The sequence below is a fragment of the Serratia sp. DFXYC6 genome, from assembly GCF_057196085.1.
Map to the genome: position 1 here is coordinate 236,752 of NZ_JBXUNV010000004.1, position 15,343 is coordinate 252,094.

General features: G+C 61.3%; 17 protein-coding genes. 8 read left to right on the top strand and 9 right to left on the bottom strand.

The window, feature by feature from the left end:
- Window positions 1-39: 39 nt before the first annotated feature.
- A complete protein-coding gene (locus AC2CGQ_RS20085) occupies window positions 40-1,404 on the top strand; it encodes an MFS transporter (RefSeq protein WP_015376841.1) in 1,365 nt (454 codons plus the stop codon).
- 34 nt (window positions 1,405-1,438) lie between these two features.
- Here the strand turns inward: AC2CGQ_RS20085 and AC2CGQ_RS20090 are convergent, their stop codons facing one another.
- Window positions 1,439-1,930 (bottom strand): YajQ family cyclic di-GMP-binding protein, encoded by a 492-nt coding sequence (locus AC2CGQ_RS20090; RefSeq protein WP_004940373.1) that lies wholly within the window; start codon window positions 1,928-1,930, stop codon window positions 1,439-1,441.
- Window positions 1,931-2,112: 182 nt separating this feature from the next.
- On the opposite strand from AC2CGQ_RS20090, the gene panE reads away from it, so the two are divergent.
- Both panE and yajL read left to right on the top strand, forming a co-directional pair.
- The gene (gene panE, locus AC2CGQ_RS20095; protein WP_033634005.1) at window positions 2,113-3,024 is read left to right on the top strand and encodes a 2-dehydropantoate 2-reductase; all 912 of its coding nucleotides are present in this window, start codon (window positions 2,113-2,115) and stop codon (window positions 3,022-3,024) included.
- Window positions 2,987-3,577: a protein deglycase YajL gene (gene yajL / locus AC2CGQ_RS20100; protein WP_019454200.1), complete on the top strand. Its 591-nt coding sequence runs from the start codon at window positions 2,987-2,989 to the stop codon at window positions 3,575-3,577. Before panE ends, yajL begins: the two co-directional genes overlap by 38 nt.
- A gap of 66 nt (window positions 3,578-3,643) precedes the next feature.
- Here yajL and thiI read toward each other — a convergent pair whose 3' ends face one another.
- Entirely contained in the window at window positions 3,644-5,092 is a 1,449-nt protein-coding gene (gene thiI / locus AC2CGQ_RS20105) for a tRNA uracil 4-sulfurtransferase ThiI (protein ID WP_004940377.1), read from the bottom strand.
- Between the two features lie 160 nt (window positions 5,093-5,252).
- On the opposite strand from thiI, the gene xseB reads away from it, so the two are divergent.
- The 4 genes from xseB to AC2CGQ_RS20125 all read left to right on the top strand — a co-directional run bounded on the left by xseB (window position 5,253) and on the right by AC2CGQ_RS20125 (window position 9,425).
- Window positions 5,253-5,516, top strand: coding sequence for an exodeoxyribonuclease VII small subunit (gene xseB, locus AC2CGQ_RS20110; protein WP_015376838.1), 264 nt, complete (start codon window positions 5,253-5,255; stop codon window positions 5,514-5,516).
- Window positions 5,517-5,521: 5 nt separating this feature from the next.
- A complete protein-coding gene (gene ispA, locus AC2CGQ_RS20115) occupies window positions 5,522-6,442 on the top strand; it encodes a (2E,6E)-farnesyl diphosphate synthase (RefSeq protein ID WP_033634008.1) in 921 nt (306 codons plus the stop codon).
- Window positions 6,443-6,476: 34 nt separating this feature from the next.
- Entirely contained in the window at window positions 6,477-8,342 is a 1,866-nt protein-coding gene (gene dxs, locus AC2CGQ_RS20120) for a 1-deoxy-D-xylulose-5-phosphate synthase (RefSeq protein WP_484593834.1), read from the top strand.
- A 108-nt stretch (window positions 8,343-8,450) separates the two neighbouring features.
- Window positions 8,451-9,425 (top strand): aldo/keto reductase, encoded by a 975-nt coding sequence (locus AC2CGQ_RS20125; protein WP_049242813.1) that lies wholly within the window; start codon window positions 8,451-8,453, stop codon window positions 9,423-9,425.
- Between the two features lie 33 nt (window positions 9,426-9,458).
- Here AC2CGQ_RS20125 and pgpA read toward each other — a convergent pair whose 3' ends face one another.
- From pgpA to nrdR, 6 genes are all read right to left on the bottom strand, one after another.
- Entirely contained in the window at window positions 9,459-9,953 is a 495-nt protein-coding gene (gene pgpA, locus AC2CGQ_RS20130) for a phosphatidylglycerophosphatase A (protein ID WP_075684441.1), read from the bottom strand.
- Window positions 9,946-10,938 (bottom strand): thiamine-phosphate kinase, encoded by a 993-nt coding sequence (gene thiL / locus AC2CGQ_RS20135; protein WP_015376834.1) that lies wholly within the window; start codon window positions 10,936-10,938, stop codon window positions 9,946-9,948. Before thiL ends, pgpA begins: the two co-directional genes overlap by 8 nt.
- 51 nt (window positions 10,939-10,989) lie before the next feature.
- A complete protein-coding gene (nusB, locus tag AC2CGQ_RS20140; protein ID WP_004940384.1) occupies window positions 10,990-11,406 on the bottom strand; it encodes a transcription antitermination factor NusB in 417 nt (138 codons plus the stop codon).
- 20 nt (window positions 11,407-11,426) lie between these two features.
- Window positions 11,427-11,897 carry a 6,7-dimethyl-8-ribityllumazine synthase gene (ribH, locus tag AC2CGQ_RS20145; RefSeq protein WP_004940385.1) on the bottom strand — a complete coding sequence of 157 codons (471 nt, stop codon included), beginning with the start codon at window positions 11,895-11,897 and terminating at the stop codon, window positions 11,427-11,429.
- A 107-nt stretch (window positions 11,898-12,004) separates the two neighbouring features.
- Complete coding sequence (ribD, locus tag AC2CGQ_RS20150; protein WP_015376833.1) at window positions 12,005-13,114, bottom strand: bifunctional diaminohydroxyphosphoribosylaminopyrimidine deaminase/5-amino-6-(5-phosphoribosylamino)uracil reductase RibD; 1,110 nt, start codon at window positions 13,112-13,114, stop codon at window positions 12,005-12,007.
- Window positions 13,115-13,124: 10 nt separating this feature from the next.
- Window positions 13,125-13,574: a transcriptional regulator NrdR gene (gene nrdR / locus AC2CGQ_RS20155; protein WP_004940387.1), complete on the bottom strand. Its 450-nt coding sequence runs from the start codon at window positions 13,572-13,574 to the stop codon at window positions 13,125-13,127.
- A gap of 174 nt (window positions 13,575-13,748) precedes the next feature.
- Between nrdR and AC2CGQ_RS20160 the strand changes: the two genes are divergently transcribed.
- Window positions 13,749-14,309, top strand: a complete 561-nt coding sequence (locus AC2CGQ_RS20160; protein WP_015376832.1) for a SadB/YajI family lipoprotein — start codon at window positions 13,749-13,751, stop codon at window positions 14,307-14,309.
- A 65-nt stretch (window positions 14,310-14,374) separates the two neighbouring features.
- Here AC2CGQ_RS20160 and secF read toward each other — a convergent pair whose 3' ends face one another.
- Window positions 14,375-15,343 (bottom strand): protein translocase subunit SecF, encoded by a 969-nt coding sequence (gene secF, locus AC2CGQ_RS20165; protein ID WP_172574519.1) that lies wholly within the window; start codon window positions 15,341-15,343, stop codon window positions 14,375-14,377.

Sequence of the window (15,343 nt, forward strand, 5' to 3'; positions counted from 1 at the left end):
TCTCAACGTCTGATGGCATGGTTTTTACCGAGGTTTGATGTGAACGATAATTCAATGACCCCGCAGGAGCGCCGCGCTACCTGGGGATTGGGCACCGTATTCTCCCTGCGCATGCTCGGCATGTTTATGGTATTGCCGGTGCTGACCACCTACGGCATGGCGCTCAACGGCGCCAGCGAAGCGCTGATCGGCATCGCCATCGGCATCTACGGCCTGGCGCAGGCGGTGTTTCAGATCCCGTTCGGTCTGGTGTCCGATCGCATCGGCCGTAAGCCGCTGATCGTCGGCGGCCTGCTGATCTTTGCCCTCGGCAGCGTGATCGCCGCCGCGACCGACTCTATCTGGGGTGTGATCCTCGGCCGCGCGTTGCAAGGCTCCGGCGCGATCGCCGCCGCGGTAATGGCGCTGCTCTCCGATCTGACCCGCGAGCAGAACCGCACCAAAGCGATGGCGTTCATCGGCGTCAGCTTCGGCATCACCTTCGCCATCGCCATGGTTCTGGGCCCTATAATTACCCACGCCTTCGGCCTGCATGCGCTGTTCTGGATGATCGCCGTGCTGGCGCTGGCCGGCATCGCCATCACATTGGCGGTGGTGCCTTCCGCCGATACTCACCTGTTGAACCGCGAGTCCAGCATCGTGCGCGGCAGTTTCCGCAAAGTGCTGAGCAACTCGCGCCTGCTGAAGCTCAACTTCGGCATCATGTGTCTGCATATCCTGCTGATGTCGAGCTTCGTGGCGCTGCCGCTGGCGATGGAGAAAGCCGGGCTGGCGGCCAGCGAACACTGGATCGTCTACCTGGTGACCATGCTGGTGTCGTTCGCCGCCGTGGTGCCTTTCATCATCTATGCCGAAAAATATCGCCGCATGAAGCAGGTGTTTATGGGCTGCGTGGCGGTGCTGTTTTGCGCCGAAGTGCTGCTGTGGCTCTCCGGCGCGCACCTGTGGGGCATCATCGCCGGCGTGCAGCTGTTCTTCATGGCCTTCAACGTGATGGAAGCCATTCTGCCTTCGCTGATCAGCAAAGAATCACCGGCCGGCTATAAGGGCACCGCGATGGGGGTCTACTCCACCAGCCAGTTTATCGGCGTGGCGATCGGCGGCAGCCTCGGCGGCTGGCTGTACGGTTTGCAGGGGGCAGGCCTGGTGTTTATCGCCGGCGCGGTATTGGCCGCCGTCTGGTTCTTGGTCAGCAGCACCATGAAAGAACCGCCGTATGTCAGCAGCCTGCGCATCACGCTGTCTGAACTGGCGGTGAAGGATTCGGCGCTGGAAAGCCGCCTGAAGGCGCAGCCCGGCGTGGCCGAGGCGATCGTGGTGCCGGAAGAGCGCAGCGCCTACGTCAAGGTGGACACCAAGCAGACCAATCGCGGTCAGTTGGAAGCGCTGGTCAATTCGCTGTAAAGAAACGGGGCCGGCAATGCCGGCCCCGTCGAGATTAATCGCGGAAGTTCTTGAACTGGAACGGCTGCCCCAGATCGCCGCCGCGCACCAACGCCATCACGCTCTGCAAATCGTCGCGTGACTTGCCGGTCACCCGCACTTCTTCGCCCTGGATCTGCGCCTGCACCTTCAGCTTGCTGTCTTTGATCAGCTTGACGATTTTCTTCGCTACAGAGGTTTCAATCCCCTGCTTCAGCTTGGCTTCCACGCTGTAGGTTTTACCGCTGTGGGTAAACTCTTCCGGGATCTCCAGCGCGGCGCCGTCGATGCTGCGCTTGCTCAGCTTTTCGCGCAGAATGTCGAGCAACTGCTGCACCTGGAAATCAGACTCGGTGGCAACCTTGATGCTTTGGTTTTTCTCGTTTAGCTCAAAGCTGGCCGGCACGTTGCGAAAATCCCAGCGGGTGCCGAGATCGCGGGTGGCGTTCTCAACGGCGTTACGCACTTCCTGCATATCAATTTCGGAAACGATGTCGAAAGATGGCATACTTCTTCCTCCTGAATGAGTGCCTAATAGCTTAGGCGATTTTGATGCCGAGCATGATAACCGCTTTGCCGCCTCAGACAAAATCTGCTGAACGCACGCAGGGATAGCGCTTCAGGCTGCCATAAAGCCTATAGTTAGATCACGGTAATTGAGCGGTATTCCCGTGTTTCCAAGGAGACTGAATGAAAATAACCATTCTTGGTTGCGGCGCGCTCGGACAACTGTGGCTCTCCCGGCTGTATCAGCAGGGCCACGATGTACAGGGATGGCTAAGAGTGCCGCAGCCTTTTTGCGCCGTGAACGTGATAGAGCCGGAAGGCGTCTCGTTTAATCGCAATTTGCCCACCAACGATCCGGAGCACCTCGCGCAGAGCGAGCTGCTGCTGGTGACGCTGAAAGCCTGGCAGGTATCCAGCGCGGTCGGCGCGCTGTTGCCGAAGCTGAACCCCCGCTGCGCCATCTTGCTGCTGCACAACGGCATGGGCACTCAGGAGGAGCTGCCGCCGAACGGCCAGCCCATCTTGCAGGGCACCACCACCCACGCCGCGCGCCACGAAGGCAGCACCATTATCCACGTCGCCACCGGCATCACCCACATCGGCCCCACCTCACCGGCCGCCCAGCACTTCAGCCACCTGGCGGAAGTGCTGCATCAGGCGCTGCCCGACGTCGCCTGGCACAACAACATCGCCTCGGCCAACTGGCGCAAGCTGGCGGTCAACTGCGTGATCAACCCGCTGACGGCGCTGTACGGCTGCCGCAACGGCGATCTGCAGCGCTACCCGGAGCAGATCGAAACGCTGTGTCGTGAAGTCGCCAGCGTGATGGCGATGGAGGGCTACCACACCTCCTGCGAAGGCCTGATGCAATATGTGATGGACGTGATCCACAGCACCGCCGACAACGTTTCGTCGATGCTGCAGGATATCCGCAGCCAGCGGCATACCGAGATCGACTACATCACCGGCTACCTGCTGCGCCGTGCGCGCAGTCACGGCCTCACGCTGCCGGAGAATGCGCGGCTGTTTGAATTGATTAAACGAAAGGAAAATGAATATGAGCGTATCGGCGCTGGTTTGCCTGGCACCTGGTAGCGAAGAAACCGAAGCCGTCACCACCATCGATCTGCTGGTGCGGGCGGGCGTTAAAGTCACTACCGCCAGCGTCGCCGGTGACGGCGAGCTGACTATCGTTTGTTCGCGCGGCGTCAAGCTGCTGGCCGACGCGCCGCTGGTGGCGATCGTCGATGAGCCTTTCGACGCCATCGTGCTGCCCGGCGGCCTGAAAGGCGCAGAATGCTTCCGCGACAGCCCGTTGCTGGTGGAAAAAGTGCGGCAGATGCACCTGCAGGGGAATATCGTCGCCGCCATCTGTGCGGCGCCGGCGTTGGTGCTGCAGCACCACGATCTGTTCCCGGTCGGCAACATGACCGGTTTCCCGGGCCTGAAAGACCAGATACCGGCGGATAAATGGATGGAACGCCGCGTGGTGTATGACGCGCGCGTCAACCTGCTCACCAGCCAGGGGCCGGGCACCGCGATGGAGTTTGCGCTGAAGCTGATCGATCTGCTGCTCGGCAAGGCCAAAGCGGCGGAGATCGCCGCGCAGCTGGTGCTGATCCCTGGGATGTACGATTTCCGCGACTGAGCGGCTTGCCGATAAAAAAAGGGCTGAACACCAGTTCAGCCCCTCTCGTTTACGCCGCTGCCCGCGTTACGGGCGATAAACCTTCACGTTGCTGAAGCCCTGCTCCAGCAGGTACAGCGCCTGCAGGCGGCTCATCACGCCGCGCTCGCAGTACAGCAGATAGGTTTTGCTCTGATCCAGATCGCCGAACTGGGTGCTCAGCTTGTAGAACGGCAGCGCTTTCACTTCAACCTGTTCCAGCTGCAGCGGCTTCTCTTCCTGCTCGTCGTTGGAGCGGATATCCAGGATCACCTCGTCGGCGCCGAAGGCCGCAACGGTTTCCACTTCGGTCACCTGCTCCTGCGCCTGCTCGGCGATGGAGCGAATATCGACGTTCTTCGCTTCGCTCACCACCCGATCGAGAATGCTGAAATCGAAGTGGCTCTCTTCCTCTTCGATCTTGGCCTTGACGGCTTTCACCGTCGGGCTCTTCGAAATCACGCCGCAATATTCCGGCATGGTTTTGGCGAAGTCTTCGGTGCCGATTTCGCGCGCCAGCTTGATGATGTGCTCTTTATCGTGCGAAATCAGCGGACGCAGGATCAGCGTATCGGACGCATTGTCGATCAAGCGCAGGTTGGTCAGCGTCTGGCTGGACACCTGCCCCAGCGCCTCACCGGTTACCAGCGCCTGCACGCCGTAGCGTTCGGCCACTTGCGAAGCGGCACGCACCATCATGCGCTTGAGCACCACGCCCATCTGGCCGTCGTCGACCTTCTCCAGGATCTCGCCCACCACCGGCTCGAAGTCGATGGCGACGAAGCGCACCTTGTGCGAGCTGGCGAAACGGTTCCACAGGTAGTGCGCCACCTGCTTCACGCCAATCTCATGCGCGGCGCCGCCCAGGTTGAAGAAGCAGAAGTGCACGCGGCAGCCGCGGCGCATCAGCATATAGCTGGACACGCCCGAGTCGAAACCGCCGGAAATCAGCGACATCACGTCTTCCTGGGTGCCGACCGGGTAACCGCCGATGCCTTCGAGGCGGCGTTTGACCAGCATCAGCTTGTCGTCTTCAATCTCGAGGTTTACTGTGACCTGCGGGCGGGTCAGGTTAACGCGCGCGCTCTCGATATGCTGGTTCAGGCCGCCGCCGACGTAACGCTCCACGTCCTGCGAATTGAACGCCTGCTTGCCGCGACGCTTGACGCGCACGCAGAAGGTTTTGCCTTCCAGCTGGGCGCGGTAGGCTTCCAGCGTCTGCTCGAAGATGTGGTGGATGTCGGTATAAGCGCGATCTTCCACTTCCAGAATATGGTGGATGCCGGGAATCCGCGTCAGCGCGTCGGCGATGATCGGCCGCTGGTTTTCATCTTTGGCGCGAACTTCGATATGATCCCAGTGACGGACGACCGCCAGCGTTTCATCATACTGCTTCAGGACGTTGCGAATATTGGTCGAGAGAATCTTGATAAAGCGCAAGCGCACAGATTGGCTCTTGATGGTGATTTCCGGGAACAATTTAATGATAAACTTCATGGCGGTCTTTGTTGTCAGATAAGAATTACGGCGCGGAGTATATCACCATATCGCCGCGCTCTGCGCACAAAACCACACATGAGCGCCATGATTTGCTAATCAAGATCCGCTAGGATAGGCTCTGGCGCCACGGTTCACATGATGACGTAAAAAGAAAATTATGCCGAAAAAACCAGCACAATCAGCCAGTACAGAGCAAACAGCCAGCTTTGAAAGCGCCCTCGGCGAGCTGGAAAGCATCGTGACGCGTCTGGAGTCGGGCGAACTGCCGCTGGAAGACGCGCTGAACGAATTCGAACGCGGCGTGCAGCTGGCGCGCCAAGGCCAGCAGAAACTGCAACAGGCGGAACAGCGTGTGCAGATACTTCTTAACGACAGCGCCGACGATGCGGCGCTGGCGCCTTTCACACCGGATGCCGAGTAACCGACATGTCTGAGATCGCCCCATCGGCCGCTTTTGCCGATCAACTGCAGATTTTCCGCCAGCGGGCCGATCGCGCGCTGCTGGACTTCATCGCCCCGCTGCCGTTCAACGACGGCAACATGGTGGCGGCGATGCGTCACGGCGCCTTGCTGGGCGGCAAGCGCCTGCGTCCGTTCCTGGTGTACACCACCGGCCAGATGTTCGGCGTGTCGCTGAGCAACCTGGACGCGCCGGCGGCGGCGGTGGAATGCATCCACGCCTACTCGCTGATCCATGACGATCTGCCGGCGATGGACGACGACGATCTGCGCCGTGGCCAGCCGACCTGTCACATTAAATTCGGCGAAGCCAACGCGATCCTGGCCGGCGATGCGCTGCAAACGCTGGCGTTTTCGATCCTGGCCGATGCCGAGATGCCCGACGTGGCGCTGCGCGATCGGCTGGCGATGGTCTCCGAACTGGCGACCGCCAGCGGCGTCGCCGGCATGTGCGGCGGCCAATCGCTGGATCTGGAAGCTGAAGGCAAGCGCGTCGATCTGCAGGCGCTGGAACAGATCCACCGCCACAAAACCGGCGCGCTGATCCGCGCCGCAGTGCGTCTGGGCGCGCTGAGCGCCGGCGAAGCAGGACGAGCGGCGCTGCCGCAGCTGGATCGTTACGCCGCCGCGGTCGGCCTGGCGTTCCAGGTGCAGGATGACATTTTGGACGTTGTCGGCGAAACTGAGAAAATCGGCAAGCGCCAGGGCGCGGACCAACAACACGGAAAGAGTACCTACCCGGCGTTACTCGGGCTTGACAGCGCGAAAGCAAAAGCGTGGGATCTCTATCAGGAAGCATTAGCTGCATTAGACACTTTGGCAGCGCAATCTTATAACACAGCGCCATTGCGAGCGTTAGCCAGCTTCATTATTGAACGCGACAATTAACGTGTGACGTTAACTCCTCTGATATGAGTATCGAATGAGTCTTGATATAGCCAAATACCCAACCCTGGCGCTAGCGGAAAACCCCGAGGAACTCCGCTCACTGCCCAAAGAGAGCTTGCCGAAGCTGTGCGATGAGCTGCGGCAATACCTGCTGAACAGCGTCAGTCGCTCCAGCGGCCACTTTGCCTCCGGGCTGGGTACCGTCGAACTGACGGTGGCGTTGCATTTCGTCTACAACACGCCGTTCGATCATCTGGTGTGGGACGTCGGCCACCAGGCCTACCCGCACAAAATCCTGACCGGCCGCCGCGATCGGATCGCCACTATCCGGCAAAAGAACGGCCTGCACCCCTTCCCGTGGCGCGCCGAAAGCGAATATGACGTGCTGTCGGTCGGCCATTCGTCAACCTCGATCAGCGCCGGCCTCGGCATGGCGGTGGCGGCAGAGCGTGAAGGCAAAGGCCGCCGCACGGTGTGCGTGATCGGCGATGGCGCCATCACCGCCGGCATGGCGTTCGAAGCGATGAACCACGCCGGCGACATCAATCCGGACATGCTGGTGGTGCTGAACGACAACGAGATGTCGATCTCGGAAAACGTCGGCGCGCTGAACAACCATCTGGCGCAGCTGCTGTCCGGCAAGCTTTACTCCACCCTGCGCGAAGGCGGCAAGAAAGTGCTGGCCGGCGTGCCGCCGATCAAGGAGCTGGTGAAACGCACCGAAGAGCACCTGAAAGGCATGGTGGTGCCGGGTACGCTGTTCGAAGAGCTGGGCTTCAACTACATCGGCCCGGTAGACGGCCACGACGTGCAGGGGCTGGTCGCCACGTTGAAAAACATGCGCGATCTGAAAGGCCCGCAGCTGTTGCACATCATGACTAAGAAAGGCCGCGGTTACGCGCCGGCGGAGAAGGATCCGATCAGCTTCCACGCGGTGCCGAAGTTCGATCCCGCCAGCGGCACGCTGCCGAAAAGCGCCGGCGGTCTGCCGACCTATTCGAAAATCTTCGGCGACTGGCTGTGTGAAACCGCCGCCAAAGACAGCTCGCTGATGGCGATCACGCCGGCGATGCGCGAAGGCTCCGGCATGGTGCAGTTCTCTCGCGACTATCCGCAGCAATATTTCGATGTGGCGATCGCCGAACAGCACGCGGTCACCTTCGCCGCCGGGCTGGCGATCGGCGGCTACAAGCCGGTGGTGGCGATCTACTCCACCTTCCTGCAACGCGCCTACGACCAACTGATCCATGACGTGGCGATCCAAAACCTGCCGGTGATGTTCGCCATCGATCGCGGCGGCATCGTCGGCGCCGACGGCCAGACCCACCAGGGGGCGTTCGATCTGTCGTTCATGCGCTGCATCCCGACCATGGTGATCATGACGCCGAGCGACGAAAACGAATGCCGCCAGATGCTGTATACCGGCTATCACTATAACGACGGCCCGAGCGCCGTGCGTTATCCGCGCGGCACCGGCACCGGCGCGGCGCTGGAGCCGCTCAACATACTGCCGATCGGCAAAGGCGTGGTGCGCCGCCAGGGGGAAAAGATCGCCATTCTCAACTTCGGCACCCTGCTGCCGGAGGCTGCGCAAGCGGCGGAAGCGCTCAACGCCACGCTGGTCGACATGCGCTTCGTCAAGCCGCTGGACGAGCAGCTGGTGCTCGAACTGGCCGCCAGCCATGAAACGCTGGTCACGCTGGAAGAGAACGCCATCATGGGCGGCGCCGGTAGCGGCGTCAACGAACTGCTGATGGCCAAACGCCGTCCGGTGCCGGTGCTGAACCTCGGCCTGCCGGACAGCTTCGTCTCACAGGGCAGCCAGGAAGAACTGCGCGCCGATCTGGGGCTGGACGCCGCCGGCATTCAGCGCCAAATCGAAACCTGGCTGGCGCAGTAATCGCCGCCCGCGCATGATAAAACGCCTCCGCCTTCGGGGGCGTTTTCGTTTCCGCCCTCCGGGATCCGCGCTACAGTTACTGTCTGAGCTGTGAATGGGGAGGCAAACATGAAGTACCTGAAACTGGGCAACACCGATCTGAACGTCTCACGCATCTGCCTGGGTTGCATGACCTATGGCGAACCGAACCGCGGCAATCACGCCTGGACGCTGCCGGAAGAGAGCAGCCGCCCGCTGCTGAAACAGGCGCTGGAAGCCGGCATCAACTTTTTCGACACCGCCAACAGCTATTCCGACGGCAGCAGCGAGGAGATCCTCGGCCGGGCGCTGCGCGACTATGCACGCCGCGAGGACGTCGTTATCGCCACCAAGGTCTATTTCCCGCTGAGCAACCTGGAGCGCGGTTTGTCGCGCGCCAAGATCATGCAGTCCATCGACGACAGCCTGCGCCGTCTCGGCACCGACTATGTCGATTTGCTGCAAATCCATCGCTGGGATTACGAAACGCCGCTGGAAGAGACGCTGGAAGCGCTGCACGACGTGGTGAAAGCCGGTAAGGCGCGTTATATCGGCGCCTCTTCCATGTACGCCTGGCAGTTCGCCAAGGCGCTGTATACCGCCGATCTGCACGGCTGGACGCGCTTCGTCAGCATGCAGGATCAATACAACCTGATCCAGCGCGAAGAAGAGCGCGAGATGCACCCGCTGTGCGCCGCCGAAGGCATCGCCGTGCTGCCGTGGAGCCCGCTGGCGCGCGGCCGCCTGACCCGCCCCTGGGGCGAAACCACCGCGCGGCTGGTCTCCGACCAGTTCGGCAAAAGCCTGTACGAGGAAACTGAAGGCATCGACGCCATCATCGCCGAACGCGTCGCCAGCCTCGCCGAAGAACGCGGCGTTTCACGCGCGCAGATCGCGCTGGCCTGGCTGCTGAACAAACCGGCGGTCAGCGCACCGATCGTTGGCGCCTCGCGCAGCGAGCAGTTAGATGACGCCATCGCCGCGGTCGATTTGAGTCTGTCGCCGCAAGAGGTGGCGGAACTGGAGACGGCTTACGTGCCGCATCGGGTGACGGGGTTTGAATAAAGAGTAGCGGGCGCGAAACGCCGCGCCCGTCTGTCAGAACAGCCCGATCGGCCAGTGGTGGCCAATCAGGTAGATGATACCGGCGGACAGCACGCCGGCGATGATATCGTCGACCATGATGCCCATGCCGCCATGCACGTTGCGGTCGAACCAGCGGATCGGCCACGGCTTCCACATATCCAGAATGCGGAAGATGACGAAACCGGCGGCGCCCCAGCGCCAGTCGTTGACCGGCAGCGCCATCAGCGTGATCCACATGCCGACGAACTCATCCCAGACGATGCTGCCGTGATCGTGCACCTTCATGTCTTTTGCCGTGCGGTGGCAAATATAGACGCCGATACAGATGCTGAACATCACCGCCAGCGAGTAGAGCTGCCACGGCAGCTGGATCAGCAGCAGCCAGAACGGGATCGCCGCCAGCGATCCCATGGTGCCCGGCATCACCGGCGACAAACCGCTGCCAAAACCGGTGGCCAGCAGGTGCCACGGATTGCTCATCCGCAGCCGACGCTTGGCTTCATCCATGAGTGCCCGGCTCCGCATTGAAATGATCGAACCCGGCCCAGTCCAGCTCTACCGCTTCGTCGTTGCGATAATAGCGGATGCCTTCAGACAGCGGACCAATTTGGCCGATGCAGGTGTAGTCGGCGCCGAGGTGGCTCAGCGCCACTTCCAACGCGCCGCGGTTGATTTCCGGTACGGTGAAGCACAGCTCGTAATCTTCGCCGCCCGCCAGCGCCCAACGCAGCGCCTGCTCGGCATCCGCGTGGCTGCTCAGCGCCTGCGACATCGGCAGCTCGTCCAGCACGATGCGTGCGCCACAGTCGCTGGCCTTCAGGATGTGTTTCAGATCGGAAATCAGGCCGTCGGAGATGTCGATCGCCGAACTGGCCAGATCGCGCAGCGCCTGCCCCTGCAACACCCGCGGCTGCGGGCGCAGATGGCGAGCGATCAGGTAATCGCGCGCCGCCGCCTCCGGCACCGCCAGACGATCCTGCAGAATCGCCAGACCGGCGGCGCTGTCGCCCAGCGTGCCGGTCACGTAGATCCAGTCGCCGATGCGCGCGCCGCTGCGGGTTAACGCCCGGCCGGCCGGGATCAGCCCCTGAATGGTCAAGGTCATGCTCAGCGGGCCGCGCGTGGTATCACCGCCGATCAGCTGCATGCCGTAATAGTTGAGCTGATCAAACAGGCTGTCGCTGAAGGCCTTCAGCCAGGGCTCGTTCACCTCCGGCAGGGTCAGGGCCAGCGAAAGCCACGCCGGATCGGCGCCCATCGCCGCCAGATCGCTCAGATTGACCGCCAGCGCTTTATAACCGAGATCGGCCGGATCGATGTCCGGCAAGAAGTGCACGCCCGCCACCAACGTATCGGTACTGACGGCCACCAGCTGTTTTTCCGGCACTGCCAGCAGTGCGCAGTCATCTCCAATGCCCAACTGTACATCCCGGCGCACGCGCTTAAACCGGTCAAAATAGCGGGCAATGAGGTCAAATTCGCCGCATGCCATATCGATATTCCACGAGAAGAAATTAAGGCCGGGGATACCGGCCTTAATGTTTTACTTTTTCTTGCGAAGGGTTGGCGCCACTTTATCCAGCACCCCGTTCACAAACTTGTGGCTGTCTTCCGCGCCGAAGGTTTTCGCCAGCTCGATCGCTTCGTTGATCGCCACCTTGTAAGGGACATCCTCGCGCATTTTCAGTTCAAACAGCGCGACGCGCAGCACTGCGCGCTCCACCTGGCCCAGCTCTTCGAGCTGACGCGACAGGTATGGCGCCATCAGTTCGTCCAGCATACCTGCATTCACTGCCGCGCCGGACAGCAACTCGCGAAAATAGGCGACGTCAACATCTTTGACATCCTGCTCCGTCAGGAACTGGTGTTCAACATCGGCAAGGTCGTTTTTAGACAACTGCCAAGAGTAAAGCGCTTGAACAGCGCACTCACGAGCGCGGCGACGAGCAGCAGGTTTCACGGAATTCCCCTTAACTAAATTCAGGCTTTAATAGCTTTGATAACATTAATCATTTCAAGTGCGGTCAACGCGGCTTCAGCGCCCTTGTTGCCCGCTTTGGTGCCGGCGCGTTCGATCGCCTGTTCGATGCTTTCGGTGGTCAGCACGCCAAAGGCAACCGGGATTTCGGCATTCATCGCAACGTTGCCGATGCCGGAGCTGGCTTCGCCCGCTACATATTCGAAGTGCGCGGTGCCCCCACGGATAACGGTGCCCAGCGCGATAACCGCGTCGTATTTGCCGGTTTTGGCCAATACGCTCGCCGTCAACGGCAGCTCGTAAGCGCCCGGGACCCAGACAACGGTGATGTTGTCGTCAGCAACCTGACCAATGCGTTTCAGCGCGTCGATGGCGCCTTCCAGCAGGCTGTCGTTGATGAAATTGTTAAAACGTGCAATTGCGATCGCCACACGGGCATTTGGAGTAGCAACAACACCTTCGATAACTTTCATGGGCTTTCCTTAAAAATGGGTTCAATACCCCGCAGGGGGGCGGATTCTATCATATTCTTTCATCGCCTGCGCGGCGCTTTTGTAAAACCGGCGCGCGGGCGCGAGATTCAGTGTTTCGCCCGCAGGCGCAAACGCAGATCGGGGCCGACCTGGCGCACGTCGCTAAAGACGAATTCCGGTGCGTCGGCCAGACGCTCAAGGCCCGGCAAATGACACAGGCCGCGGCCATTATCGCCCAACAGTTTTGGCGCGATGTACAAAATGAGCTCATCCACCAGGCCGGCCTGCAGCAGCGCGCCGGCCAGCGATGCGCCCGCCTCCACCCAGATTGAATTCACCTGGCGCTTGGCCAACAGCATCATCATCACCACCAGATCGACGCCGCCGCCGTGCGCCGGGCAGATAAACTGCTCAACGTCTTGCGGCCAGGTCTGTTCATCCGCCTGCAGCCGCGCCAGCCAGGTGGCGCCCGGCTGCTGCACCACGCGGTGCTGTGGGGTAATGCGATTTTGGCTGTCGAGCAGGATGCGCAGCGGCTGACGCAGATTTTCGCGCGGATAGAGGCGCTGGGTCTCGGCATCCAACTCATCCCAACGCACCGTCAGCGACGGATCGTCCGCCAGCACGGTGGCGCTGGTGCTGAGGATCGCGGCGCTCTGCGCGCGCAGGCGCTGCACGTCCTGACGCGCTTCGGGTGAGGTGATCCACTGGCTCTCGCCGGAGGCCATCGCCGTGCGCCCGTCCAGCGACGCGCCCAGCTTCAGTTGCACATAGGGGAAACCGGTGCGCATGCGTTTGAGGAAGCCCAGGTTGACCGCTTCGGCTTCGGCCAGCATCAGGCCATGACGCACCTCGACGCCGGCCTGCTGCAGCTTGTACAGCCCGCGCCCCGCCACCTGCGGATTGGGATCTTGCATCGCCGCGACCACTCGCGTTACGCCGGCGGCCACCAGCGCATCGGCGCAGGGCGGCGTGCGGCCGTGATGGCTGCACGGCTCGAGCGTGACATAGGCGGTGGCGCCGCGCGCCTTGTCGCCCGCCATACGCAGCGCGTGCACTTCCGCGTGCGGCTCGCCGGCGCGCAAGTGATAGCCTTCACCGACAATTTCGCCATCGCGCACGATAACGCAGCCGACGTTCGGATTGGGCGCGGTGGTGAAACGCCCCAGGCGCGCCAGTTCGAAGGCGCGCGCCATGTAAAATTCGTCGTGATGCATGAAAGATCCTTTAGTCTTGCAGGCGGGCGATCTCTTCGCCGAACTCGCGCACGTCTTCGAAGCTGCGGTATACCGACGCAAAGCGAATGTAGGCCACCTTATCCAGCTTTTTCAACGCGTCCATCACCAGGTTGCCCACCAGTTTGGTCGGCACTTCGCGTTCGCCGGTGGCGCGCAGTTGGGATTTGATATGGTTAAGGGCGTTTTCCACGTCGTCCGAGCTTACCGGGCGCTTTTCCAGCGCTTTCAGCATGCCGCGGCGCAATTTGTCTTCGTTGAACGGCTCGCGCACCTCATCGCTTTTAATCACTCGCGGCATCACCAACTCGGCCACCTCGAAGGTGGTGAAGCGTTCATTGCACACCAGACACTGGCGGCGGCGGCGCACTTGCGAACCGTCCCCCACCAGGCGGGAATCAATGACTTTGGTATCAACGGCGGCGCAGAAAGGGCAATGCATAACACGTCCTGATAAACGTTTTTATAGATAAATGCAGTTTACCCCGAAGTGCAGCCACAACAAAGGGCGGCGGCCATTTGTTGCGACACGCAGCCGGGAAGCGGCGCCGATATGACTTTCCCCTCCGGGCGGACTAAGCTGATAACAGGAGATTCAGCATAGGAAATCGCCGTCATGACAACCTGTTACCCCAAAATCGCCCTGCTCGCCGCCGCCGTGTTGCTGGCAGGCTGCGCGCACAACGCCGCCGTCCCTCAACTGCGCCATCAGGTCGCCGCGCTGAACCAGAAAGTGAGCGTGCTGACCGATCAAACCACCGCGCTGGAGCGGCAGAATATGCTCAATCAGCACTCCGACAACGGCGTCTACCTGCTGCCGGCGGCCCGAAGCGCCGCCCGTTTGCAAAGCGGCATCGGCGAGCTGAGCGTTTCGCTGAGCCACATCAAGAGCGAAGCCAACGGCACGCAGGCGCAGCTGCATGTGCGCACACTCTCACAGGCCACGCTGCCGCCGTTCAACGCGGTGGTGGAATGGGGCCAACTGGACGACGCCACCGGGCGGCCGTTGACCGCCGAGGCGCTGTCGCAACCGATCGCCAGCGCCGACTCGCTGCTGCCGAAACCCGGCCAGGACTTTGAGCTGCGCTTCAGCGGCCTGACGCCGGAACAGCTGGGCTATATCCGTCTGCACAGTCTGGTTTCGACCGCCCAACCGGCGGTGGTGCAGCAACACTGAAAACTCGAGGCAAAAAAAAGGAGCGCCGGCGGCGCTCCTTCTCATTTCGCTGAATACTGCGGCGGTTAAGGCAGAATCGAAGGCTGATCCGCGCCCTCTTTTTCCACTTTTTGCTGCAGCATGTGCTCGCGTTTCATCCCCAGTTTCAACGCCAGCGCGGACGCGACGTAGATGGAGGAGACGGTACCGATCGACACGCCGATCAGCATCGCCAGCGAGAAGCCTTGCAGCATCGCGCCACCGAAGATGTACAGCATCAGCACCACCATCAGGGTGGTCCCGGAGGTCATCAGCGTACGGCTCAGCGTCTGGGTCAACGACACGTTCATGATCTCGTAAGGCGTGCCGCGGCGGATCTTGCGGAAGTTCTCACGAATACGGTCGGAGACCACGATGCTGTCGTTCAGCGAGTAACCGATAACCGACATCAGGGACGCGACGATGGTCAGGTCAATCTCGATGTGGAACAGCGACAGCACGCCCAGCGTGATGATCACGTCGTGCGCCAGCGCGATAACCGCCCCCAGCGCCAGGCGCCATTCGAAGCGGAAACCAACGTAGATCAGGATACAGATCAACGCCACCAGCAGCGCCATGCCGCCGGTTTGCGCCAGTTCGCTGCCCACGCTCGGGCCGACGAACTCGATACGCTTCACGGTGGCGTTTTTATCCACCGAGTCGTTGATCACGCCGATCACCTTGTTGCCCAGTTCCTGGCCTGCGGTGCCGGTCGCCGGTGGCATGCGCACCATCACGTCGCGGCTGCTGCCGAAGTTCTGGATGATCGGTTCCTGGAACCCGGCCTTCTCCAGCGTATCGCGCATCAGGTCGAGGTTAGCCGGCTTCTCCAGGTTGATTTCAATCACCGTACCGCCGGTGAAATCCAGACCCCAGTTAAAGCCGCGCACCGACATGGTGACGATCGACGCGACCAACAGCAGCAACGAGATGCCGAAGGCCAAATAGTCCCAGCGCATAAAGTCGTAGACTTTACGGCCGTAGTTGAGTTGCTCAACAGTATAATCCTGTGCCAC